Below are 23,780 nucleotides of genomic sequence, written 5' to 3' on the forward strand. Positions count from 1 at the left end.
CGATGAAATTTCAGCCAGCTAGACTTCTCCATAGATAGAAAACCGTATAGGCTTCCCAACCCCGCATTTCTTTGAAAAACTTAATTATAGCTGCTTCATCTTTTCGGTCAGGGATAAGTCCGAAATTAAATAGAGACTGCGTTAGGCCAGTATCGCCAAATGGAATTGCTTCTGGCTGATGGAGCGTTTTCATAAGTGCATAGTTAGCTGACCATACACCAATGCCTTTGATGTTTGTCAAAAGCATCTGTCGTTCTCCAAATTCAGGGATTTTGAGAAGGGTAGATTTGCTCAAACCATCTTTTAGAAATGATTCAGCCACGTTTTTGATGTATTTCACTTTTCCCCGAGAAAACTGTTGAGTTTTCAAGTATTCCTCGTCCAAATTCACCAATGCTTTGGGGCTCGGAAAGTGGTAGAGTTTATGGCCTTTGAAAACTATTGATTCACCATATGCTTCAACTAATCGGCGTTTCAGTTTGAAAGCAAATGTTAGATTGATTTGTTGACCGAGAACGCTCCAGCAGAGTGCTTCAAAAAGGCTTGGTATTCCAATTAGTCTAAGCCCGTGATAGTTTTCTGCCAGAGGTTTAAGTTGGTCGGATTTATTTAGCAGGCTGTAAAAAGGAGCAAGGTCACGCTCTAGGTCGAACCACTCTTTGACATAATCGAGCACTAAATTTTGAACTTCATCTGTAATGCCCTCATCAACTTCAATCACCAAATTCCCTTTCTTTTCGATAATTGAAAAAGGCACAAGAACACCATCGCATTCTATAGTGCGTAGCACCGATCGTCCTGACAATTGATAAAGACATTCGTCGTAACCTCTGTCTAAAAAGAAGAGGCATTGATCAAAATCAAAACTTTGTGGTGTTTGTAAGCTGAGTAAAGGCATTAATTAGACTTGTCTAGCCAAGTTAACACCCTATTTGAAACTTACTAATTAATAAATGGCTTCTCGTTGTGCCTGGTAAGCCTCGTTAGCAATGTACTCATCGTAAGTACACAGCTTATCTACGTAGCCTTTCGGTCCAATCTCCAAAATTCTGTTAGCGACCGTTTGGGTAAACTCGTGGTCATGAGAACTGAATAAGACAGTACCAGGGAAATCTTTCAATGCATTGTTAAATGCTTGAATCGATTCTAGATCCAAGTGACTGGTTGGCTCGTCGATTAATAATAAGTTAGCCTGAGCGAGCATCATTCTGGAAAGCATACAGCGTACTTTTTCCCCTCCAGAAAGTACATTTGATTTCTTGAATACTTCTTCTCCTGAGAACAGCATTTTACCAAGGAAGCCACGCATATATACTTCATCTTTTTCACCTTCGGTAAACTGTCTTAACCAGTCTACTAGGTTTTCATTTCCAGTGAAGTACTCCTCGTTTTCGTTCGGTAAATAGGCCTTCGTGATGGTTTGACCATATTTAAATTCTCCAGAATCGCTTGTTTGCTCACCCATCAAAACCTGATAGAGAGAAGTAGTTGCCAAACCATCCTTACTCAATACCGCGATTTTATCTCCTCTATTTACAAAAAGATCCAAGCCGCTAAAAAGTGTTTTTTCTGTACTAGACTTACTTAGATTCTTGATTTCTAATATTTGATCACCTGCCGTTCGATTTTGTTGAAAGATGATTGCAGGATATCTTCTGGTCGAAGGTTGAATGTCTTCTAAGGTGATTTTATCTAATAATTTTCTCCTACTGGTAGCCTGTTTTGACTTAGACGCATTGGCAGAGAAGCGAGCGATGAATTCTTGAAGCTCTTTCTTCTTTTCTTCCGCTTTTTTATTGGCGGCAGACCTTTGAGAAAGGGCCAATTGGCTAGACTCGTACCAGAAGCTATAGTTACCCGTAAAAAGCTTCACCTGACTAAAGTCAATATCTACAATGTTGGTACATACGGTATCTAAAAAGTGCCTATCGTGAGAAACCACTATGACAGTATTCTTAAACTCTAGTAAGAAGTCTTCCAACCAAGCAATTGTATTAATGTCAAGGTCGTTAGTAGGCTCATCCAATATCAAGATGTCTGGGTTACCGAAAAGTGCCTGTGCTAATAGAACTCTTACTTTCTGGCTACCATTCAGGTCTTTAAGCAGGCTGTGGTGAGCATCTTCCGTAATACCAAGACCACTCAATAAGGCCGCCGCATCAGATTCTGCGTTCCAACCATCCATTTCAGCAAACTTTGCCTCAAGTTCTGACGCTTTAATACCATCTTCTTCCGAAAAATCTGGCTTCATGTAAATGGCGTCTTTCTCTTGCATGATGTTCCAAAGTACGGAGTGGCCCATCATCACAGTGTTGAGTACAGTCTCTTCGTCAAATTCAAAGTGATTTTGCTTCAAAACGGCCATTCTCTTGCCTGGCTCAATGGTAACCTTACCAGAGTTAGGGTCTTGATCGCCAGCGAGAATCTTTAAAAATGTAGATTTCCCGGCACCATTTGCACCAATTACACCGTAGCAGTTGTTTCCAGTGAATTTTATATTTACCTCATCGAAAAGAACCCGTTTTCCGAATGATAATGATACGTTTTGTGCTGAAATCATAATCCTTGAATTTGAAGCCGCAAAGGTAGGGGTTCTTCAAATAAGAACATAGCCTTGGGATTGAAGTTTCTCTATTATGCCACGGTTCTTGGCTGAAACCGAAATTCAAATCAATTACTGATGCGTATGTTCCGGACTGGTTCAGGTCTCTGTTTCAGTGTGGAACAACTTGATATATACTGTTGATGATAACATGCTGTAGGACAGGCGGTTGCGTAATTGGCAAGCTTTTAGACATAGGACAGTAAAAAAACAATATGAAAATATTAGCCAGTTTAGTTTGTCTTTGTCTAGGACTTGTACTTACTCCAAACCTCACGAATCAGCATTTAAAAGTATATAATGGAGAATGGGAGGGCAGTCTTACCTATTTGAATTACGGCGATGATGAAACACTCGTGACGTTACCTATGCGGGTAGAAGCGGAGCATTCAGAGAAAGGGGTAGAGTTTAAATACTTTTTTACCGAACCTGGTGGCCGAATAGAAAAGAGAACTGATCGATTCAGAATTAAGAAAGATAAGATTTACTACAACGGATATTGGGAGCTAGAATCGACTGATATTAAAAGTCTTGATGAATGGACGTTGGAACTAGTAAGTGAGGGTAAGGATAATAACCGCAAGGCATCCTTCCGCAAGATTGTAAAGGTAAGTGCCGATGAAATCACGATAAAGAAAATGGTGCGATACGACGGTACGGACGATTATTTTATGAGAAACTCTTACGTTTTTAATCGCTAGCTGTACAAAATATGGCGTTCTTTTCTAAGCGCTTCTTTTTTTAAGAACGCCATCGACTCTCTTTCCAAACTTTTTGCTCTTCAGGGGTCAGAAAAGTCCAGGTGACTACTCGGCTGGCTTTGTTGCCCTGACTCATAGGGATTGTTTTTACCTCTACTGCCTTAGCAATAGCCAGGTATTCTAATATTGCTTTTAAGTTTGATTGCTTCGAAACTAGAGAAGAAAACCAGAAACAGGACTTGCCAAAGTTTTTGCTTTCTCTGATCATAGTACCGACAAACTGTCTTTCTCCACCTTCGCACCATAGTTCACTGCCCTGACCACCAAAGTTCTGTTTTGCTTCTTTTACTTCAGATTTAGTAAGGTTTCGTACTTTCCTAAGCGTGCCTTCTTGAGCCGCTTGCAGAGACGCATGAAATGGTGGGTTACAGATTACTAAGTCTACTGGCTCTTCGTGATCTAGAATGCCGTATAAAATGTCTTTGGCATTAGGCTGTGTTTTAACCGTCAAGTTGTTTTTCAGCCATGCATTATGATCCATTAGGCGTTTGACAGATTTGATAGAGACTGGATCAATATCCGAACCTATAAATGACCAACCGTATGTGCTAATGCCTATGATTGGATATACAGCATTAGCCCCTATACCCACGTCAAGACATTTTACACTTTCTCCCTTAGGAATTTGCCCATTGTTACTATCGCGCAATATATCTGCCATGTAATGAATATAATCAGCACGGCCAGGAATAGGAGGGCAGAGATAACCAGGGGGGATATCCCATTGGTCTACATTGTAATACACTTTTAAAAGAGCCGCATTTAAAAGCTTGACAGCTTCTGGGTCGGAAAAATCGATTGTTTCTTCTTTTCTAACGTTGAGCGTAATCTTACTTTTTAATGCCTGTACAGCTTTTGCGAGCTTTTTAAGGTCATACCTGCCGATGTGCTTATTTCTAGGGTGCAATCCCGATTTACCTTTAAACTTAGGTTTAACGACCGTCTTCTTAGTAGCTCCACCGTGACTTCTCAGCGCATCGGCAAAAGTGCTCGATTTTTTCTCTTTGTTCCCTTTATTCACACGCTACTATTTTCGCTTTATACAATCTAGGTAGAAGTTTTCCACTTTTGTTCTGGCCCAGGGCGTACGCCTTAAGAATTTCAGGCTAGATTTTATTGAGGGATTACTCTTAAAACAGTTAATATCAATTCGCTTTGCCATACCTTCCCAACCTCTGGTAGCAACCAGGTATTCCAATATATCGACAAGCTTGACACCATGAAGCGGGTTATTGGGTTGGTGATTTTCTATTGACTTGCGTGTGTACTTCAGCTCCATTAGAAAGCAAAGCTAGCCATTAAATGTCACATCGACTCTTGAAAATGATCGGAATAGAATAATCGCATAATACGGTGTACTTATTTTCAATATATCTTTAATTAAAATTCCTCTTTTTACTTGCATGATATAAAGAATAAAAATAAATTTAAGATGTAAAAAGAGCTGATACTCACTTATTATGAGTGAACTAAAGAGTAAAATGTCTGATTTTGAATTAAGTAGAACTTCGGGGTCTCCTGGAGTTATGTTGAAGGCAGAAGCTGGGGAACTGAAATTCACGGGGTATTCGATACCGCGTGAGACGGATGAATTCTACGCACCTATAATTCAATGGATAAAAAGATATACCAGCAGCCCGGCTAAAGAGACTCGGTTAAGTATGGAAATGGAATATATGGACAACTCCAGTCGAAAGGTCTTCACAAAAATCATTGAACTTTTAAAAGAACTTGGAACCAATGGAGATTCTAAGGTTTCTGTCGTTTGGTTTTCGAAGCAGGGTAGTGATGATATGAAGAGTCTTGGTCAAAAGTTTCAAAGCGAAACAGACCTTGATTTCTCCTATGCCACGCTAGATTAAGCACCCCACGTTTTATTATTCATTTAAGAAGCGTTCATTTAGATTCTCAATAAGGTATTGATAGATTAATGCCTTTTGAGCCCCACATTCATCACCATTCCGTCCCAAATCATCGATATGATTTGTAAATTGAAGCAACAATTGAAAACTATCAAATATGGAAAATATGCAACATTCAGGTGATATCAGTAAATGTCCATTTCACGGAGGCACGATTAAGCAAAGTGCCGGTGGTGGTACTAAAAATCAAGACTGGTGGCCCAATCAGTTAAACTTGAATATCCTACGTCAGCATTCTAACCTTACTAACCCTATGGGAGAGGATTTCGATTATGCTGAAGAATTTAAAAAACTTGACTTGAAAGCGGTAAAACAAGACCTCTATGACTTGATGACCGACTCTCAAGATTGGTGGCCTGCCGATTACGGTCATTATGGGCCTTTTTTCATTAGAATGGCATGGCATAGTGCTGGTACTTATAGAATTGCCGATGGTCGTGGTGGTGGCGGATCTGGAACACAGCGTTTCGCACCATTGAACAGTTGGCCTGATAACGGTAACCTTGACAAAGCGCGTCTATTACTTTGGCCAGTGAAGCAAAAGTATGGGAAAAGATTATCATGGGCAGACTTGATGATCTTGGCAGGTAATTGCGCATTAGAATCTATGGGATTCGAAACATTTGGTTTCGCTGGAGGTCGTGAAGACGTTTGGCAACCAGAAGAAGATATTTACTGGGGTTCTGAAGGTGAGTGGCTTGGTAACAAAGAACGTTACGAAGAGGGGGAACTCGAAGCTACTTTAGGAGCCGTTCACATGGGTCTTATTTATGTAAATCCAGAAGGACCTAATGGCAACCCTGATCCTATGGCATCGGGAATGGATATCCGAGAAACATTTGGACGTATGGCCATGAATGACGAAGAAACTGTTGCTCTTGTAGCAGGAGGTCATACTTTCGGTAAGGCACACGGTGCCGCGGATCCTGATCAATACGTGGGTGCAGAACCAGCAGGGGCTAGTATAGAAGAGCAAAGTCGTGGTTGGAAAAATACATTTGGAACAGGTCATGGTGATCATACAATTACAAGTGGTATTGAGGGAGCCTGGACGCCAAATCCGTCACAGTGGGATCATGACTACTTTAGAGTATTGTTGGATTACGATTGGGAGTTGACCAAAAGCCCAGCTGGGGCACATCAATGGACTCCTACAGATGCTTCAAATGCTGATGTAGCACCAGCTGCTGGTGATTCGTCAAAGACACAGCGTCTAATGATGACCACTGCGGACATGGCCTTGAAGAACGATCCGAAATACTTAGAGATATCTAAAAGGTTCAGAGAAGATCAAGAAGCTTTCGAAGATGCATTTGCACGTGCTTGGTTTAAACTAACGCACCGCGATATGGGTCCTAAAGCGTTATATCTAGGAGAGGAAGTCCCTGCTGAAGAACTAGTTTGGCAAGACCCTATTCCTGCGGCGGATTATGATATCATCAATGCAGCAGATGTTGCAGATCTGAAAGCAAGTATTGCTGGTAAAGGCTTAACGGTTTCAGAATTAGTTTCTGCAGCTTGGGCATCGGCATCTACTTTTAGAGGATCAGATAAAAGAGGTGGCGCAAACGGCGGTAGGATTCGTTTAGCTCCGCAGAAAGATTGGGAAGTAAACAATCCAACTCAACTGAATAAAGTATTGACAGCGTTAGCCGAAGTTCAAAGTAGCTTTAATGCTTCACAGTCAGGAAAACAGGTTTCCATTGCCGATTTAGTAGTACTTGGCGGATGTGTAGGTGTTGAGCAAGCGGCAAAGGCTGCAGGACATAATTTAGAAGTTCCTTTCACACCAGGAAGGACAGATGCTTCTGCTGAGCAAACAGATGTAGATTCTTTTAGAGCGCTGAAACCAACCGGTGATGGCTTTAGAAACTACTTTAATCCAGCACATAAAGTAACGCCAGAGGAAATGCTGGTAGACCGTTCTCAACTGCTCACATTGACTGCTCCAGAAATGGTGGTATTGTTAGGTGGTATGAGAGTCCTTGGAACCAACTATGATGGTTCTAATCACGGTGTATTCACCGATAAGCCTGGTGCTTTGACCAATGATTTCTTCGTGAATCTATTAGATATGAGTACAACTTGGAGTGCTACTTCAGATGCTCAAGACCTTTTTGAAGGACGCGATCGTAGAACAGGAGAAGTGAAATGGACGGGTACTCGTGCCGATTTAATTCTTGGTTCAAACACTGAACTTAGAGCACTGGCAGAAGTTTATGGTTGTGCTGATTCTGAAGAGAAGTTCTTAGCAGATTTCGTTTCGACATGGGACAAAGTGATGAACCTTGATCGTTTTGATTTAGACTAAGTTCCTCGGAAATAGGTATTTATAGTTTTAAAAAGTGGACTGTTTAGTCCACTTTTTTTATGCGTTAGTAATGCTCGGATCAGTGGATTAACCTCCTAAAGAAAATTCGAAAGTAGTCGTATTTCCTGATTTATCGGTAGCGGTTAAGACTAGAGTAAGCGGTTCCTCTGATTGCCAAACACCACTGATGGTTAGACTTGCTGCGTCAAATTTAAGCCACTCGGGCAACACCTTTTTATCGTTGAAAGACAAAGCATAATCAAAGGAAACATCATCGATATCTTTGAATAAATCTGCCGGAAAAGACCATTCAAATGATTCATCCAGCTTCATTGTAGGAAATATCGGTTTACGAAACACATATGGGGCAAAGACCTTTTGCGTACTTACCCAATAGATGTCAGATTCATAAACATCTTGCCCATTTTCTTGACTTATACTCATCCTACTAAAGAAAAGGTGCTTGTTATCAGGAGACACAAACGGTCGTTGCTCAATTTCTTTTCCATTGATATAGTTATTTAACCTTAAAGGAGTTGTCCAATTATGGGTGGCCGTTTTATAACTAATATAGAGGTCGTGCTTTCCTCCGAATTGGTTTTGCCACGACTGTATAATGATAAAATCTTCGTCTGGAGACAGAAAGAGGCTTTCTTCATCGGCAGGTGTGCTCAATTCTTCCATCAACTCGATCACTGATTCGCCCAAATTGTTTTTGGTCTTTACATAAATGTCGCCGCAACAGGCTTGGTCGAGATTTCTATTCGAAGTGAAATAAAATGCACCATTTTTTGATTGTCCATGGCCAGCTTCTCTTGTTCCTGAATTGACCAGCGAGTCTAAGGGCTGCGGGTTAGTGACTTTTCCGTCCTCGAACGATCCTACCCAAATGTCTGATGGATTATTATCAACTGATTTGGAAAAGTAAAACTCATTACCACTTGGGGAAAACATTGGGAAAAAGGTATTGATGTTTTCTGCTAAGAAACTATAGTCGGGAGCGCTCCAAGTACCATCTTGAAAATTCATCAGATAAATGAGCGTTTGGGATGGATCGTTTTCGTGAGCTACACCAAAGGCCATGATTTTCCCGTTGGGAGAAATAGTGAAACCCATATCAAATCTCCCTTTTTTAGAAACTATATCAGCCCGATAAACTTTTGGTGTATTTCCAGGTGCCTCTTCACCTAGTAAGTAAGGGGTAGGTTCTTGAATATCGCTAGGACCGTTGCAAGCACAGCATAGAACTAGTAAAAGAAGTGTTATGTATCTCATGAATTCTATGATGATTTGATTTCAATTAACTCGAAAAATATACATGTAGGCTAACTAATCCAAAGCAATGAATAAGTAATGCCCTATTGAGATTTAAGGCATTTAGCTAGCCAAATAGATCTGTACTAAGATATCGGTCGCCTCTATCACAAGCTATGTGCACGATTACGCCCTCGTCTATTTCATGGGCAATTTTAAGGGCCGCACTCAGAGCTCCGCCAGAGCTCATTCCTGCTAGTATACCTTCAGCTTTCGCTAGTTTTCGCGTCATTTGAGTAGCATCCTCTTGGCTTACATCAATGACCCTATCAACCCTGAATGGTTCAAAAATAGCTGGCAGGAACTCAGGAGACCACCTTCTTATACCCGGAATGCTTGAGCCATCAGTTGGTTGCGTACCCACAATTTGAATATTTGGATTCTGTTCTTTTAGGTACCTCGATACTCCCATAATGGTGCCTGTTGTTCCCATAGCAGATACAAAATGAGTCACTTTGCCTTTCGTATCTCTCCAAATTTCAGGCCCGGTGGATTTGTAATGTTGTTTGTAATTATCGGGGTTCCCGAACTGGTTTAACATAAAATATCCTTCTTTATGGGCCATGTCAGCGGCAAGTGTTCTAGAATATTCTATCGTTTTTGCTGCAGGTGTAAGTATAACCTTGGCACCATAGGCTTCCATACTTAAAACCCTTTCACGAGTAGAATTATCGGGCATTATAAGTGTCATGTCAACGCCCATAATACTCGCAATCATAGCCAGGGCAATTCCTGTATTACCACTCGTAGCCTCGACGAGTCTATCACCTGGCTGAATATCTCCTCTTTCTAAGGCGCCTTTGATCATGCCGTAAGCAGCACGATCCTTGACACTTCCTCCAGGGTTGTTTCCTTCGAGTTTACCAAGGATTTTTACGTTTGGTTTTGGGCTGAGCGTTTTATATTCTACCAGTGGTGTATTGCCTATAAGTTCTTCTATACTCATGCCGATTCGCCTTTGAAAATTATCTTATCTGTTTCGCCTGAGGTATTAGTCATTTGTGCTTGATAGTAGATTTTAGAAAATGGCGGAATGCTTTGGGTGAGCCAGACATTTCCACCAATAATTGAGTCATGCCCAATGTGGGTTTCACCTCCCAAAATTGTTGCTCCCGCATAGATGACAGTGTTATCTGATATGGTTGGGTGCCTTTTTTTGACAGCGTCTTTTTTATCGACGCTTAATGCTCCGAGCGTCACTCCTTGATAGATTTTAACATGGTCGCCAATCACCGTCGTTTCGCCTATGACAACCCCTGTTCCATGGTCAATGCAGAAAAAATTTCCGATTTGGGCACTTGGATGAATGTCAATACCCGTTTTGCTGTGGGCAAATTCTGAAATTATTCTAGGAATTAGACTAATGCCAAGTATATCGAGTTGGTGAGCTATTCTATGTGCTGCGATAGCCATAAAACCTGGATAGGTTCTTATTACTTCTGTACGGCTCTTTGCAGCAGGATCGCCTTCGAAAATCGCGGTTACATCCTGTTCCATTTGGCTATGAATCTCAGGTAGAGCATCGAAGAAAAGATCGGCTAAATCGGAGGAAGATAACTCAGGTTTTGTCTCATTTCTTGAGAGTATTTGCTCTAGCTGTAGTTTTAGTTTTTCCAAGTGGAGTTCAAATTCTCTCTGCGTATTGAATTTTTGTTTTGAGAAGTCTGGAAAGAGTGTTCCAAGCAGTTCGTTGAACCACTCAGAAATAGTTTCTGGCGAGGCGCAATTAAGGCATACTTGCTGCCTGACGTAGAGGCTATTGATAAAATCGCGATTCATTTTTGATAAACAGATAGGGATAAAAAAAGAGTTCCAGTGCTTTTCTCATATAGACTTGCAGCCGACAATAAGTTGGATCACGATAAAGTAAAACAAAGGTTGCCTATTTTTCCTATAAGTTTAGTAGGATTATTACTGGCTTAGGAAAATCTACGCATGTTTCGCATAAACGGGCGCCTTTCTCTACGTTGGCTATTAATCAGTAAAAAGTAGAACAATGGACCGATTAAAAACATCATGAACATGGGCACAGATTGTTTCCGACTAGAAGACCTCTTGGCGCGGAATGCATCCACAAATAAAAAGGTATAGGAAATTAGGAGGAGGGAACCGAGAAATATCCAAACTGTTGTGTTCATACTTAGTCTAACGACTAGTTGAACATCGGGTTTCTATTTACGATTGTAAAGGGGCCAACATTCTATCTAGCGCATAAACTTTATGCGTGCCTTCTTTACCCTTTGCTTCAATATCATATGTACCGCTTATTGTACACCATTTATCGAATTGCTTATAGAGATTTTCCGAAATTAAGAACTTGGTGTTGAGATCCTTATTGGCTTGTTCAATCCTACTAGCAAAATTTACAGTGTCTCCTATGGCGGCTTCCTTTTCCATGCCTTCTATACCGATCGTTCCCCAAATAACTTTGCCAGTATGCGCACCCAAGCGGATTTTAAAATCTCGATCTACCAGCGCGTGAATATCATGATCAAATCGATCGATAGCATCTTGTAACGCAAACCCCGCTTTTATCAAGTTTGATGCATGGTCTTTATTATCATTCAAGCCGAAAATTGCTAAAAACCCATCACCATAATAGTCGATAATTCTTCCATCATTTTCCTTGATGATGTTGCCCGCAATGAAAAAATAACGGTTGAGTATATGCACTACATCATAGGCTGGTGTTTGCTCTGCAAAAGCCGTATAATCAGCTATGTCAACAAAAAGTACCGAAGCTTCTTTTTCTTTGCCCAAGCTTCGCGGCTTCTTGGATTCGCCGTGCTGCATGATGATGCGCTGATCCACTTCATCTAGCACCAAACGCCTTGCCGCCACTTCACCTGCTGCCTTTGTCTGGCAGGCCAAACGTATTTCAGGTGTAAGGCCTAGTTGGTTCGCCAAAGATTCTTCTCGATCGTTACGTTCGTTTAGATTTTCAACCCCAGATTCCACATATATGCGACATGTCGAACAGAAACCATTGCCACCACATGCATGGACGTGATTGATACCCTGTCGCAAAGATGCTTCAAGTATAGTTTCATCCGCCCGTGATTCTAGTGTAACCTTATCGGATGTTAATTTGATGGATGCCATAGTTAAAAATACTCTGATAATTCAAGCCACCTGAGTTCTTTTTCATCTAGGTCATTAGTAATATCCTCGATTCGCTGAGACCATTCTGTTAGCTCGGTATGGTCTTGTGATCCCTCGTTCAATAGCGCCACGAATTTGGCTTTTTCAGACTCTAGCTTCGGAATCTCTTTTTCCAGAAATTCAAACTCTTGTTTTTCTTTAAAAGAAGCTTTTTTCTTCTCATTAGGTTCCTTGTACGACGTCTTTTTTTGAGCGGCAGGCTTTACTTCTTGAGCTACCTTTTGACTCTTTTGTGCTAGCCTGTAATCAGTGTAATTACCATTGAAATTCTCGATTTCTTGGCCTTCATTAAATACGAACAAATGGTCGACTAATTTATCCATGAAATACCGATCATGAGAAACCAAGATTACACAACCTTCAAAAGCTTCTAAATAGGCTTCTAAGGTGTTTAAGGTTATTAAGTCGAGGTCGTTAGTCGGTTCGTCTAGTATCAAGAAATTAGGACTCGTGATTAGAATTTGAAGCAACTGAAGCCTTCTTTTTTCACCCCCACTCAGCTTACCGATCGGCTTGTACTGGACTTCTGGTGGAAATAAAAACCGAGTGAGAAATTGAGAAACAGGCACTGATCTCCCTTTGCTAACTTCTACTACTTCGGCAATTGATTTCGCAAAGTCAATAATCGTTTGTTCATTGTCAAAACTCAGTTCTGTTTGCCGATAGTATCCAAATTTTGTAGTGGCTCCTTTGACAACTTCTCCTTCGAGCGTTTCGATTTCGCCCATCAAAGATCGGATAAACGTAGTTTTGCCACTTCCATTTGGTCCTACAATACCCACTCTATCTTGACGTGGGAAGATGTAACTGAAGTTTTTGAATAAAACCTTATCATCAAAGCCATTCGAAATACCATCAATCTCTAATACTTTTTTACCCTGTCGCTGGGCTTCAGCCTTCAGCTTTAAATCTTGAGTATTGATGGCACTAAAGGCTTTGTTTTTCGTGCCTTCAAATGCGTCTACTCTGTATTTGGCTTTGGTGCCCCGAGCTTTGGGTTGCCGTCGTATCCACTCAAGTTCTTTTCGGTATAGGTTTTTTGCTTTATCTATAGATGCACTTTCTGAATCTGCTCGTTCACCCTTCTTTTCTAAGAAAAATGCATAGTCACCCTTGTAATGATGAATTGCCCCCTGATCTAATTCAATGATCTCATTCGTTACAGTTTCTAAAAAATACCGATCATGGGTAACCAGAATCAAAGCCATATTTGACTGACTCAAGTAGTTTTCCAGCCATTCAATTGTTTCGATGTCTAAGTGGTTAGTTGGCTCATCTAGAATCAACAAATCGGGTTTTTGAATTAAGACACTCGCCAGAGAAATCCTTTTCTGCTGTCCACCTGATAATTTAGACACCTCTAAATCAAGTTGATGAAGCCCAAGTTTACCAAGGATTTGTTTAGCCCTGCTTTCAATATCCCATGCATTTGCGGCATCAATTTGTTCTATAAGAGTCTCCAGCTTTTCGCTATCACCAGTTGCAAGGGCGAGTTCATAGGAGATTAATAGCTGATGCGTTGGGTTGTTTTCATCGAAAACAGCATCTAAAATTGTTTGACCGGGTTTGAAACTTGGGTTTTGGAGAAGTGAACGGACTACGATGTCATTTCTAAAAACAACTTCGCCTTTATCTGGGGATTCGATTCCCGTTAAAATCTTAAGCAGGGTGGACTTTCCTGAACCGTTAATACCAACGAGCGCCACTTTCTGCCCCTGTGCTATCCCGAAGGATACGCTATTCAAAATCGTTCGATCACCGAAGGTTTTTGATAATTCCTCTACAGATAAATAATTCATTGTTTTCAAAGCTACAATAGTCTCACAAGAAAGCACACTGGCGAATTATTGTTTTCTGTTTCGTGCTTAAAAATCAAACAAATTTTAACCAAGAATCATCTCAGTATTAGTCTGGTTGGATTGTGAGCCGAATGATGTAAGAAAGCATACCATTTGTCATAGATAAGAGTGGTTTATGGAAAAAGGAGGAAATTACTTAAGCAATTACATAATAAAATTCACTGTATGGTGTCTACTATATATCATATCATCAAATAAGGGGTAAAAAATATAAACTAAATAGGAATAAACTATTCTATTAGTTATATATGCCTTGTCATTAAACTCAAAATCGTCAAAATGAATATACGAACACTAACTATAATTGCTGGCCTGCTAGTGGCCGTGATTATTTTCTTCATTACCAAGGTTAACAAAGGCTCATCTGATCTTCGTGACGTATACATAGAGGTCCAAAGAGGGGAGTTTAGGTCTGAAGTAATCGCTTCTGGAGAACTCTTTGCGAAAAGCTCTGTAGATATTATTGGGCCAGATGGGATGCAATCCGCTGGTATTTTTCAAACTAAGATCGAACATATTATTGAGGAGGGTACTGTAGTTGAAAAAGGCGACTATGTTGCTCGTTTGGATCAATCTGAATTAGGAACAAGAAGGCAGCAAAGAATGAGTGATTTAACAGTGAGTACTTCCCAATTCACTCAGGCAAAACTGGATTCAGCTATCGAACTTAGAAAGGCACGAGATGGCATGGATAAGATGCAATTCGATATCCAAAAGAAGCGATTGATCTTAAATAATTCTCAGTTTGAGCCTCCGGCGGTCGTTACTGAGAAGAAGATGGATTTAGAGCGTGCGGAGAAGCAATACAATCAAGAGCTTGAAAATTATGAGCTGCAAAGGCAAAAGTCTATCGCAAAAATGGCGGCGGCTGAAGCGAAGATGAATGACGATAAGTCTAAGTTGGATGCTTTGTTAGCGCTACAGCAAAAGTTCACCATTTTGGCTACTGAACCTGGTATGCTAATCTATAGAAGAGATTGGCGAGGTAATAAGTTGGGTGTTGGTGCTCAAGTAAATGCATGGGATCCCGTTGTGGCTACCTTACCAGATTTAACCAAGATGGTGTCTAAAACCTATATCAACGAGGTAGATATCAATAACGTCAAGAGAGGTCAGCAGGTGGATATAGGGCTAGACGCTTTCCCAGATAAACGATTAACGGGTAAAGTGATTGATGTAGCGAATATGGGTCAACAACGACCTAATTCAGACTCCAAAGTGTTTGAAATTTCTGTAGAAGTCTTTGAATCAGATACCACTTTACGTCCAGGCATGACGACCAGCAATAAGATTGTTTCTGAGGTTTTGGAGGATGTGGTTTTTATTCCCGTTGAAGCGGTGCATAGTCAGGGAGATTCATTAGTCTACGTCTTAGCCAGAGATGGAGGTAGTGCGGTAAGACAAGAAGTAAAATTGGGTAAATCAAATTCGGACGAGGTTGTTGTTTTGAATGGTCTTGAGGAAGGGATGAAAATCTACCTTTCGGACCTTGAAGATATGGAGTCGAAGCCATTGAAGCTCCTTTCGAGTAGGAATAAAGCAATTGCCAAAAAGGATTAAGAATGATCCGTAATATATTATTGAATGCAGCTATTGCTGCGGAGGCAGTTTTGGCCAATAAAGTACGTTCACTACTCACAGCTTTAGGGATAATTTTTGGTGTAGCTGCGGTAATCGCCATGTTAGCCATCGGTGCAGGTGCTCAAAAAGAGATTCTAGAACAGATTGAGTTGGTCGGGGTAAATAATATTGTAATTAACCCGATTGTTGAGCAAAGCGAAGGCGAATTGGAAGCCGAAGAAGGTACAGTTGGTACAAAAGAATCGAAAAAGAACCTGTCGCTGGGGCTTAATTTCATGGATGTTGAAAGTATAAAGCGAATAGTGCCAGGTATAGATGCTATCAGTCCAGAAATAGTTCTAGATACCGAATTGAGCAGAAATGGCTTTAGAAGAACAGCTAAGTTAGTAGGTGTGGAAAATACTTATTTTGACATCTCTGGTTTTAAACTTGACGAAGGTGATTTCTTTAATTCTGAACATCTCAAGAAAGGAGTTCCTGTTTGTATTATTGGTAAGGCCTTAAAGGCTAAATTCTTCAGTAGGGAAGAACCAATTGGTAAGTATATTAAGGTTGGCCGACATTGGTTGAAAGTTATTGGCGTACTAGAGGAGCGCATTATTTCAGACCAGAGTATTTCTAATTTGGGGATTCGGGACTATAATATGGATGTCTACACGCCATTAAGCACAGCACTTATACGGTATGAAAATAGACTGATGGTTACCAATTCGCTTATTCAAGAAGCGAGAAGAAACCGGAATAGGAATCAAGGAGCTGTAAATTATCATCAGCTTGATAGGCTTGTGATTAAGGTGGCTAATACTGAGCAAATTAGTGCTGTAGCTCAAATTATCTCGAAGATGCTCAGTCGAAAACATAGTGAAGTTGTTGATTACGAGATCACGATTCCAGAATTGCTCTTGAAGCAACAACAACGTACAAAAAACATCTTTAATTACGTGCTTGGGGGTATTGCGGGAATCTCTCTACTCGTGGGTGGTATTGGTATTATGAACATTATGTTAGCTTCTGTTTTGGAGCGTATTAAGGAAATTGGTCTTAGACTTTCGTTGGGGGCTAAGAAGCTGGATATCGTATATCAGTTTTTATTAGAGGCTATTATGATCAGCTTTTCTGGTGGAACGGTAGGAGTTATTCTGGGATTAGCAATAGCCTTTGGTATTTCAGAATTAGCAAATATTCCTACGATTGTAAGTGGTTTCTCTATCGTTTTATCCTTTGGAGTAGCGGTTACTGTTGGCATAATTTTTGGTATTACACCTGCTAAAAGAGCAGCCAGTCAGGACCCGATAACTTCATTGAGATATGAGTAAATTTAGTTGATTATCAGGCTTTTATTATCTTGTGTTGTTTTAATAATGAAACTCTCGGGTTGGTCTAGATGTGATTGGCTTCTTGTTTACTGAGTATTCATTAACCCCGAATGATATGAGAAAGACTGTATTAGCAATATTTGGACTGGCGTTGGTTTTAAATTTTTCTTTAGCTCAAGAGGCGACCTATTTTGAAGAAAAGGAAAAGACTAAGAAAGAACTTCGTAAGGAGAAGAAAGAGGAGAAAGCTAAGTTAAGAGAAGAAAAACAGGCCGTTGGTGTGAAGTTGATTGAGTCTCGAGACTTTGTATTAATGGCCAAAACAATAAATGGGGTAAATGGAGCTACAGTTCCTGTTCGTGAAACAATGAATTTTGTTCGTATAGATAAAGGGACAGTTACAGTTCAATACGGTGAACCAGGACGATCGGGAGGAGCCAATGGCCTCGGAGGTGTGACTTTTAAAGGACGTATCCAGAATTTTAGAGTAAGTGATAAGGGAGGAAGGAAAGGCTATAATGCGATTCTCAATTTTACTAGCCCACTAAATGCAAATATTATGAGTGTAAGCATCTTTATTTGGGGTGACAAAGCTCAAGCCAGATTCTTTAATGGAGAGCGGAATGTTACTTTCGACGGAAAGTACGCTAAAGCATCTGAAACTAAACTCTGGGAATCCAGTTTAAATAATGTAAGTCGTAACTAAATATTTAACATTCAACCAAAAGCATATGAAAGTAAAGCACACACAAATTGTCGTTTTTAGTCTTTGTTTCATGATTTCAATAGGGCTTCAGGCTCAGGTTGAAAGTGAGGCTAAGCCACTTACAAAAAAAGAATTAAGAGCCAAGCGTAAAAAAGCAAAAGAGATAGAAAAGCTAAATAGACTAAGCGAAATCAGACGTAAGGCGAAAGAGCTATTAATAAATAAAGATTTTGTCATTAAGGACGATGGAAGGTCTGGGGTTTCTGGAACCGCTTCGTTCTTTAAAATTCATGGAGATACTGTAACAATCCAGACTTGGTCAAATGGACAGACGGGTACTTCACTCGATTATCGCCGCGGAGCAAGAAAGGTTGTTGGAGATATCTTCAATTATGAGATTATCGATAATGGCCCGGAAAAGCCATTACAGGTATTTATCAACTTTATTGAACGCCTTACCTTTTCCCAGCAGACAGCTACTGTTTATGTTTTTGGTAAAAGGGTAGAAGCCGCAGGAATTAGAGGATATTTCTCAAGCGTTGCTGATGCCAATATCTGGGAAACGGGAATTCTCTCATCTAATAGGGGGACTCGAATTCAGCGGGCACGATCTTTAGGTGGTAACTGATAAATCCTCATCTTTCATAAAATTAGATTCATAAAAAAAGGCCTCATTTGAGGCCTTTTCTGATTGCACAAAGTCAACGGTCAACATGGGCTCTGCGGTGGAAAATGGATTGACCAGTCAGGTTTTCTTGGCTGATCAGTTGTTATTACTACAGGTCTTAAATTAAACCCTATATTTGTTATTGTCGAAAGGCGAAAAAAAACTGGTTCTCGTATAGAACCAGCTCTCTAAACAAATTACATACTGACTAAACGAAAGCAAAGTATGTCTCTTTCGTACCCCTAATCCAAGGTTTTGGTTTATTCTTGAACCTTGGATTATTCGGGTACTTTTTTCTTTAATTATTAGGAACCTAGTTGCTAGTTTAAGGCGCTGATCTTTTATCAATGAAGGGTAATTTGTTTCCCTTTATTATTATCTCAGTTATTAGTTCTTAATGATTAAAATGTACACTTAGTTACCTTCCTTAGTCATCAATAATTTTGAATATGGAGGGCTATTAACCCTCCATATTGATCCTTATTAAATCAAGAACCATCAGGGTTTCCAAGTCCCCCGAAAGTATATATTTCTTGCCCTAGCGCTTCTAATTCAGAAGCTGGGACAGGAATACTCAATGGCGTACCAGGTGTTAGTTTGTAGTCTTTGTAAGTCGTAATCCTACGTGCTAAATACCCGTTTGTGGCAGAATGCCAGCTAAGCTCTACTAATCGCTCATAAGTCACTTGTCTTAGTAACTCCTCGTCAGATTCTGTTCCTAAAAGGGCAGGTAAACCGCCTCTTCCAACTCTTGAATCGTTAATCAATTGAGCTGCTTCGGCTTTATTACCACCTGTTCTAATGAGAGCTTCTGCTCTCAATAAATTGTTTTCGGTGAGTGTAAAGTGAGGCATTGGACCTACCAAGTTGTCATTTACGAAGTAGATGTATCGGCTATAACTATAATTGCCAAATATGTAAAAACCACGATCTGACCTAAATGGTACACTACTGTTATAGGTAAAATCAGTAAGTAGCCTTTGGTCTCGAGGTGCAGTAATCTCAGGGTAAGACAATACGTTGTCTTGCCAAGGGTATGGTGCAGTCGGGTGATTCGGGTCTGTATCGGCAGCATTTTGAATGTCTCTACCACCACTACCACCTTCCATCATATTGATCAGGCGTTGAGAAGCGCGTACCCAACCAGAAAACTGGCCATTTCTTAGAGCACGTGTCCACCATTGGTTACCGCCATCTCCAATAGGAGCTATATCAGCAGTAATGCCATTAGTCGTCAATTGAAGTACTTCGCTCCAGTCTGTTTCATTCACAGTCTGTTCAGCGTTTCTAGCAGAAAAAGCCTCAATTTTCGCGGCATAAGAACGTGCAAAACGTGCTGCCTCAGCAGCTGGTAGTGTCACGCCATTAAATCCATTGAAGTTAATGTTTGGGTTTGAGTCAAAGAGGTCGGCTGCCTCAAGGAACCTTGCCTTCGCTGCATCAGCACATTCTCGATAGTTTTGAAACTCTAAAGATCCCAATTCGTCATCGGTGAGCTCTTCACTGACGATAAAGCCTCTATCAAAGATTAATGATACCCATCCTAGTGCTAGACCTTGCATCATACGAGCATTGGCAAGTACAACGGCGGTATTGTCTTCTCCTGTAACAGGGTCAATTGCTCTACCTTCGAAGTTAGAGTTCATAACCTTTAGTACATCATTTACAGGTCCTATTGAATTGTAAATTCCCCTCCAAGGGTTTCTATTTACCAATCGGGTAGAAGCAGTGTTAGAGTTTACAAAAGGTCTTGGTGGTATCCTGCCACCATCAAACATGGCATAATTTGTCCATGATGATGAGAATACTTGAGCTGCAACACTCAAATACATGTTCGGGTATGATATCTGTGTTTGGTTCCACCATTGCCCGTAAGCTCCCTGCACTAATGCAGGGAACTCACCGGGGTTGGCTAAAACGCCATTGATATCAAGGGCATTGAGGTTATCTACCTCAAGATCTTCACAGCTGACAAAACCTACTAGGGCGACGGCAGCTAATAAAGATTTTATGTTTTTTCTGAAATTCATAAATGTCTTGTTTAATGTTTGAAACATTTTCAATTAGAAAGTAAGCGCTACAGATCCTGAGAAGGTTCTGATTAATGGGAATCCATAACCATCAAACCTTGCGTTGATTCCGCCATCCGTTGGATCAAATCCGCGATACTTTGCTGCTAAGAATAGGTTGTTGGCAATGAAGCTGAACTGGATTTTATTGAACACGTTTGTCATTCCAAGCTTTTCTAGCTGTGGTCCGCCAAGTTCGTAGTTCACAGATATCTCACGTAATCTAATGTGTGAAGCATCTTCAACATATTCAGCATTTAACCTTCTACCATTGTAGATAGACTGTCTGAACGCAGTCCAGTGTCTTTGACCTTCAGGTCTGTCAGCCTGATCGTAATCTGGACCTAAACCATCTCTATCAAGTGCTTGTAAACCAGAGTTATAAACATCACCACCGATCTGCGCTTCCCATAACATATAAATGTTCATGTTTTTGTAGCGGAATGAACTTCTTAAACCAAGATTCAAATCAGGGCGTGCATTACCAATCACTAGCTCTTGCTCTTCTTCACCATCAGCGTTTACTAAAGGCACAACTCTTTCATCATTGGTATACTGAGTTCCCGCAGGAATCACGAATCCTAAGTCGTTGATCTCATAATCGTCGAGGGTAGAAGTATTACCTAAACCAGCAAACTGGCCATTTAATACGATTCCGTTTTCGTCAACAGTAAGATCGGAAAGGGACTTAGCATACTTTCTACCATACATTTGCGTAAGCTCGCTACCTTCTCTCCAGATACCAGCACCTGCAGCTAATACTTGTGGTGCGTTAAATTCTGTAATAGTTTGCTTCGTACGATCTGCTACTAAATCGAAGTTTAGTCCCATATCTTGCTTATTGATAGCAGTATAGCCTAATGTAAATTCAAAAGTGTTGGTCGATAGTGTAGCAGCATTTTGAACTTGTGTAGATCTACCACCTGTAGCCGCTACAGAAATCGGTACAGTAAGTACTTGATCTCTGTTTTCTTGTGCAGAATAGGAGGCAAGGAAATCGAACTTATCTAAGAACTTACCCGAAAGCGTGAATTCGGTCTCTGTTGTGATGTTCGGCTTCAGATTCGGGTTTGCGAGCTGCTGAGGGAACGAGATTAAACCGTTATTCACGTTCGCAATTTCGAATCTATCATTGAAGAGAGGTCTACCACCCGCAGTACCTAGTGATGCCGAAAGTTTCAACTCCTGGAAGTAAGGAATATCAAAATCTTCGGTAATTCTATAAGCACCAGAGACTCTTGAGAACCACTGCCATCTTTCGTCTTCACCGAATAAAGATGAACCGTCATATCTCACAACCGCGTCCAAGATATACTTGTCTTTATAGTCACCGCCTACAGCGAATGTATAACTGTCAGACCTGATCTGAATATTTCTAGTATCGGTAACAGAGAAGAACTGATAGCCTAATCCACTTGTATCGGCAAGTGTTGCATTAAGGTTGTTAAAGTTGCTAAGTCCTAGGAAATCAGCATCTACTGAAAATCCTTCGTCTTGTCTGTCTTCATATTGATACTTAAGCGTCGATCTTAGGCTGACATCACCTAATTTCTTAACGTAAGTCAATGCACCACTTGCATTGATAGCAAAAGTTTGCGCAAAACCTCTGTCAATATCACCTTGGCCAGGGTCACCCACTACGGCTAGATAACCAGGGTTTTGGAAGTTGGTGCTGTTATCTTGTCGAGTATCAAAACCGAAAACCCCAGTGAATTTCAGGTCATCTGTGATTTGTAAATCGGCTTGTGCACTACTAATAAATCGCTTTCTAACTCTTTCAGACTCATTATTGCTTAATACATAAAATGGATTAAAGAATGAGTCTAAAATGAATGAGTTAGCATCATAATTAAATGGACTACCATCTTCTTCATTTGGAGCGAACCAATCTGCATCTGGCGAAGCAAAAATAAGACTACCAATGTTTCGAGGTCTCGTATCATCTCTATCCCAGATGTATTTTGATCTTATTTTAAGTTCAAATCTATCTGAGAAGTTTTGATCCATTGCCAGAGAGAAGTTATATCTCCTGTTACCTTCGTGAAGATCAATACCACCCGAAGCATTTTGTTGTTCGAAAGAAACACTTACACTTCCATTAGCGGTTCTATTGCTTAGTCTCACGTAATTAGTAAGTGAAGTACTTCCATTGAAAAAGTCTTCCAGGTGATCTCTATATCTAGAGAAAGGAACTTCATTGATCGATGGGTTTCTATCTAGTGCTAGCCCATCTGCATCTGTAATGATGTCACCATTAGCGTCTACTTGCTTGTTATGGAATCTAGCCTTTTCTGGGTGACGTCCTTTGTAGGTGTTTTCAGACCTTACTTCACTTCTGAAGAAAACTCTTGTTTGCCCAACATCAAGGTTACTACCTGATCTCGTATAAATAGCAATTACACCATTTGCCGCTCGAGAACCATAGAGTGTAGCAGCTGAGGCCCCTTTCAGGATTTCATAGCGTTCAATATCTTGAACGTTCACATCAGAAAGACTGCCTTCTAAAATTGCCCCATCTAAAAGAATTAGTGGACCATTTCCTGTTCTCAAGTTTGTAGCACCTCTTAAAAGTATTTGAGGGCCTTGGCCAGGAACATCACTTGGAGCAATTCTTAATCCCGCTACTTTACCAACAAGTGCATTACCTGCATTAGTGGCAGGTGCTTTTGTCAGTGTTTCGGCGCTTAAGCTTGCTACTGAAAATGACAGCTTTTCCCTTGGCGTTGCCGCAGCCACACCTGTTACGATAACCTCGCCGAGATTCTTAGTGTCGGGGTTAATAACTACATTAATTACTGCTCTCGTTCCAATTACCTCTTCTCTGGTTTCGAAACCGATATACCTAAATACTAGTGTACCACCTTCGTCCGGTACATTTAAACTATACTTACCATCTAAGTCAGTTTGTGTACCGTTAGTTGTACCCTTCAGGAAAACATTTACACCTACTAGTGGCTCATTATCTTCTGAACTGACAACTCGCCCCGTAATAGTTTGTACTACTTGTTCGACAACTGTTACGCGATCGGTAGGGGAGGTAGAATTTTTAGAAATCTGAGCAACAGAGATGCTTTTATCGATTTGCTTGAAATTCAACGCTGCCTTTTGAGAAATCGACTCAAGGATATCCGCTACGGTGTATTCTCCCTTTGGTAAAGAAATTCTGACTCCCTTTTTGATGTCTTTCTTCTTGTAGAAGAATTTGAAAGGAGTGAGGCTTTCAAGATTAGTAAGCGTTTGGGCAATTGAAGCCTCTCGTAGTTCTAAGCTAACTTTATATTCTCTAATGCTTTGAGCACTAGTAGTGTTAGCAAAAATCGATGATATTAATATCATCTGAAGTAGCATTCCATACAGAATATACTTCACGCTCCGCTGCAACGAAGCACTGTATATATTTTTCATATATTTGCTTGTGTTTTTAGTTAAACATATAGATAGTAAGTCCAAGGCAGGTCTACTGCAATAGCTTGCCTTGGCATTTTTTCTTGATTAGTTTCTTTTCATACG

Annotated in this window: 18 protein-coding genes; 7 read left to right on the forward strand and 11 right to left on the reverse strand. The window is 40.5% G+C overall.

The features are described 5' to 3' along the window. Positions 1-10 precede the first annotated feature (10 nt). Both BFP71_RS11520 and BFP71_RS11525 read right to left on the reverse strand, forming a co-directional pair. Complete coding sequence (locus tag BFP71_RS11520) at positions 11-898, reverse strand: DNA-3-methyladenine glycosylase family protein (protein ID WP_069835613.1); 888 nt, start codon at positions 896-898, stop codon at positions 11-13. 48 nt (positions 899-946) lie between these two features. Beyond that, positions 947-2,560: an ABC-F family ATP-binding cassette domain-containing protein gene (locus tag BFP71_RS11525; RefSeq protein ID WP_069835614.1), complete on the reverse strand. Its 1,614-nt coding sequence runs from the start codon at positions 2,558-2,560 to the stop codon at positions 947-949. A gap of 257 nt (positions 2,561-2,817) precedes the next feature. Between BFP71_RS11525 and BFP71_RS11530 the strand changes: the two genes are divergently transcribed. Next, positions 2,818-3,303, forward strand: coding sequence for a hypothetical protein (locus tag BFP71_RS11530; RefSeq protein ID WP_069835615.1), 486 nt, complete (start codon positions 2,818-2,820; stop codon positions 3,301-3,303). Between the two features lie 40 nt (positions 3,304-3,343). Here BFP71_RS11530 and rlmF read toward each other — a convergent pair whose 3' ends face one another. After that, positions 3,344-4,384, reverse strand: a complete 1,041-nt coding sequence (gene rlmF, locus BFP71_RS11535) for a 23S rRNA (adenine(1618)-N(6))-methyltransferase RlmF (protein ID WP_245701841.1) — start codon at positions 4,382-4,384, stop codon at positions 3,344-3,346. 6 nt (positions 4,385-4,390) lie between these two features. Next, the gene (locus BFP71_RS11540) at positions 4,391-4,642 is read right to left on the reverse strand and encodes a VF530 family protein (RefSeq protein ID WP_069835616.1); all 252 of its coding nucleotides are present in this window, start codon (positions 4,640-4,642) and stop codon (positions 4,391-4,393) included. A gap of 181 nt (positions 4,643-4,823) precedes the next feature. Here BFP71_RS11540 and BFP71_RS11545 point away from each other — a divergent pair, with 181 nt between their 5' ends. Together BFP71_RS11545 and katG are read left to right on the forward strand one after the other, a co-directional pair. Next, the gene (locus BFP71_RS11545; RefSeq protein WP_069835617.1) at positions 4,824-5,225 is read left to right on the forward strand and encodes a DUF1987 domain-containing protein; all 402 of its coding nucleotides are present in this window, start codon (positions 4,824-4,826) and stop codon (positions 5,223-5,225) included. A 157-nt stretch (positions 5,226-5,382) separates the two neighbouring features. Next, positions 5,383-7,596 (forward strand): catalase/peroxidase HPI, encoded by a 2,214-nt coding sequence (gene katG / locus BFP71_RS11550; RefSeq protein WP_069835618.1) that lies wholly within the window; start codon positions 5,383-5,385, stop codon positions 7,594-7,596. An 87-nt stretch (positions 7,597-7,683) separates the two neighbouring features. Here the strand turns inward: katG and BFP71_RS11555 are convergent, their stop codons facing one another. The 5 genes from BFP71_RS11555 to BFP71_RS11575 all read right to left on the reverse strand — a co-directional run bounded on the left by BFP71_RS11555 (position 7,684) and on the right by BFP71_RS11575 (position 13,871). Continuing rightward, positions 7,684-8,871: a putative Ig domain-containing protein gene (locus BFP71_RS11555; protein WP_069835619.1), complete on the reverse strand. Its 1,188-nt coding sequence runs from the start codon at positions 8,869-8,871 to the stop codon at positions 7,684-7,686. A gap of 106 nt (positions 8,872-8,977) precedes the next feature. Then, complete coding sequence (gene cysM, locus BFP71_RS11560) at positions 8,978-9,856, reverse strand: cysteine synthase CysM (protein ID WP_069835620.1); 879 nt, start codon at positions 9,854-9,856, stop codon at positions 8,978-8,980. Further along, on the reverse strand, positions 9,853-10,689 hold the full coding sequence (locus BFP71_RS11565; RefSeq protein ID WP_069835621.1) for a serine O-acetyltransferase: 837 nt from the start codon (positions 10,687-10,689) through the stop codon (positions 9,853-9,855). Before BFP71_RS11565 ends, cysM begins: the two co-directional genes overlap by 4 nt. Before the next feature lie 396 nt (positions 10,690-11,085). Continuing rightward, positions 11,086-12,012, reverse strand: coding sequence for an adenylate/guanylate cyclase domain-containing protein (locus BFP71_RS11570; RefSeq protein ID WP_069835622.1), 927 nt, complete (start codon positions 12,010-12,012; stop codon positions 11,086-11,088). 2 nt (positions 12,013-12,014) lie between these two features. Beyond that, entirely contained in the window at positions 12,015-13,871 is a 1,857-nt protein-coding gene (locus BFP71_RS11575) for an ABC-F family ATP-binding cassette domain-containing protein (protein ID WP_069835623.1), read from the reverse strand. Between the two features lie 339 nt (positions 13,872-14,210). Between BFP71_RS11575 and BFP71_RS11580 the strand changes: the two genes are divergently transcribed. From BFP71_RS11580 to BFP71_RS11595, 4 genes are all read left to right on the forward strand, one after another. Next, positions 14,211-15,491: an efflux RND transporter periplasmic adaptor subunit gene (locus BFP71_RS11580; protein ID WP_069835624.1), complete on the forward strand. Its 1,281-nt coding sequence runs from the start codon at positions 14,211-14,213 to the stop codon at positions 15,489-15,491. A 2-nt stretch (positions 15,492-15,493) separates the two neighbouring features. Next, complete coding sequence (locus BFP71_RS11585) at positions 15,494-16,828, forward strand: ABC transporter permease (protein ID WP_069835625.1); 1,335 nt, start codon at positions 15,494-15,496, stop codon at positions 16,826-16,828. 115 nt (positions 16,829-16,943) lie between these two features. Further along, complete coding sequence (locus BFP71_RS11590; protein ID WP_069835626.1) at positions 16,944-17,534, forward strand: DUF4251 domain-containing protein; 591 nt, start codon at positions 16,944-16,946, stop codon at positions 17,532-17,534. A gap of 25 nt (positions 17,535-17,559) precedes the next feature. Then, positions 17,560-18,162: a hypothetical protein gene (locus BFP71_RS11595; protein ID WP_141719746.1), complete on the forward strand. Its 603-nt coding sequence runs from the start codon at positions 17,560-17,562 to the stop codon at positions 18,160-18,162. Between the two features lie 527 nt (positions 18,163-18,689). Here BFP71_RS11595 and BFP71_RS11600 read toward each other — a convergent pair. Together BFP71_RS11600 and BFP71_RS11605 are read right to left on the reverse strand one after the other, a co-directional pair. Further along, positions 18,690-20,231: a RagB/SusD family nutrient uptake outer membrane protein gene (locus tag BFP71_RS11600; protein WP_176723357.1), complete on the reverse strand. Its 1,542-nt coding sequence runs from the start codon at positions 20,229-20,231 to the stop codon at positions 18,690-18,692. A gap of 33 nt (positions 20,232-20,264) precedes the next feature. Then, positions 20,265-23,675, reverse strand: a complete 3,411-nt coding sequence (locus tag BFP71_RS11605; protein ID WP_088125007.1) for a SusC/RagA family TonB-linked outer membrane protein — start codon at positions 23,673-23,675, stop codon at positions 20,265-20,267. Between the last annotated feature and the right edge of the window lie 105 nt (positions 23,676-23,780).

The sequence above is a fragment of the Roseivirga misakiensis genome, from assembly GCF_001747105.1.
GTDB lineage: Bacteria > Bacteroidota > Bacteroidia > Cytophagales > Cyclobacteriaceae > Roseivirga > Roseivirga misakiensis.

Excerpts from the sequence above, each read along its gene's own strand:
- cysM (WP_069835620.1), bottom strand. The coding sequence starts at position 9,856 with ATGAGTATAGAAGAACTTATAGGCAATACACCACTGGTAGAATATAAA.
- BFP71_RS11530 (WP_069835615.1), top strand. The coding sequence starts at position 2,818 with ATGAAAATATTAGCCAGTTTAGTTTGTCTTTGTCTAGGACTTGTACTT.
- BFP71_RS11600 (WP_176723357.1), bottom strand. The coding sequence starts at position 20,231 with ATGAATTTCAGAAAAAACATAAAATCTTTATTAGCTGCCGTCGCCCTA.
- BFP71_RS11555 (WP_069835619.1), bottom strand. The coding sequence starts at position 8,871 with ATGAGATACATAACACTTCTTTTACTAGTTCTATGCTGTGCTTGCAAC.
- BFP71_RS11605 (WP_088125007.1), bottom strand. The coding sequence starts at position 23,675 with ATGAAAAATATATACAGTGCTTCGTTGCAGCGGAGCGTGAAGTATATT.
- BFP71_RS11540 (WP_069835616.1), bottom strand. The coding sequence starts at position 4,642 with ATGGAGCTGAAGTACACACGCAAGTCAATAGAAAATCACCAACCCAAT.
- BFP71_RS11570 (WP_069835622.1), bottom strand. The coding sequence starts at position 12,012 with ATGGCATCCATCAAATTAACATCCGATAAGGTTACACTAGAATCACGG.
- BFP71_RS11585 (WP_069835625.1), top strand. The coding sequence starts at position 15,494 with ATGATCCGTAATATATTATTGAATGCAGCTATTGCTGCGGAGGCAGTT.
- BFP71_RS11520 (WP_069835613.1), bottom strand. The coding sequence starts at position 898 with ATGCCTTTACTCAGCTTACAAACACCACAAAGTTTTGATTTTGATCAA.
- BFP71_RS11575 (WP_069835623.1), bottom strand. The coding sequence starts at position 13,871 with ATGAATTATTTATCTGTAGAGGAATTATCAAAAACCTTCGGTGATCGA.
- BFP71_RS11590 (WP_069835626.1), top strand. The coding sequence starts at position 16,944 with ATGAGAAAGACTGTATTAGCAATATTTGGACTGGCGTTGGTTTTAAAT.
- BFP71_RS11565 (WP_069835621.1), bottom strand. The coding sequence starts at position 10,689 with ATGAATCGCGATTTTATCAATAGCCTCTACGTCAGGCAGCAAGTATGC.
- BFP71_RS11580 (WP_069835624.1), top strand. The coding sequence starts at position 14,211 with ATGAATATACGAACACTAACTATAATTGCTGGCCTGCTAGTGGCCGTG.
- BFP71_RS11545 (WP_069835617.1), top strand. The coding sequence starts at position 4,824 with ATGAGTGAACTAAAGAGTAAAATGTCTGATTTTGAATTAAGTAGAACT.
- BFP71_RS11595 (WP_141719746.1), top strand. The coding sequence starts at position 17,560 with ATGAAAGTAAAGCACACACAAATTGTCGTTTTTAGTCTTTGTTTCATG.
- BFP71_RS11525 (WP_069835614.1), bottom strand. The coding sequence starts at position 2,560 with ATGATTTCAGCACAAAACGTATCATTATCATTCGGAAAACGGGTTCTT.
- katG (WP_069835618.1), top strand. The coding sequence starts at position 5,383 with ATGGAAAATATGCAACATTCAGGTGATATCAGTAAATGTCCATTTCAC.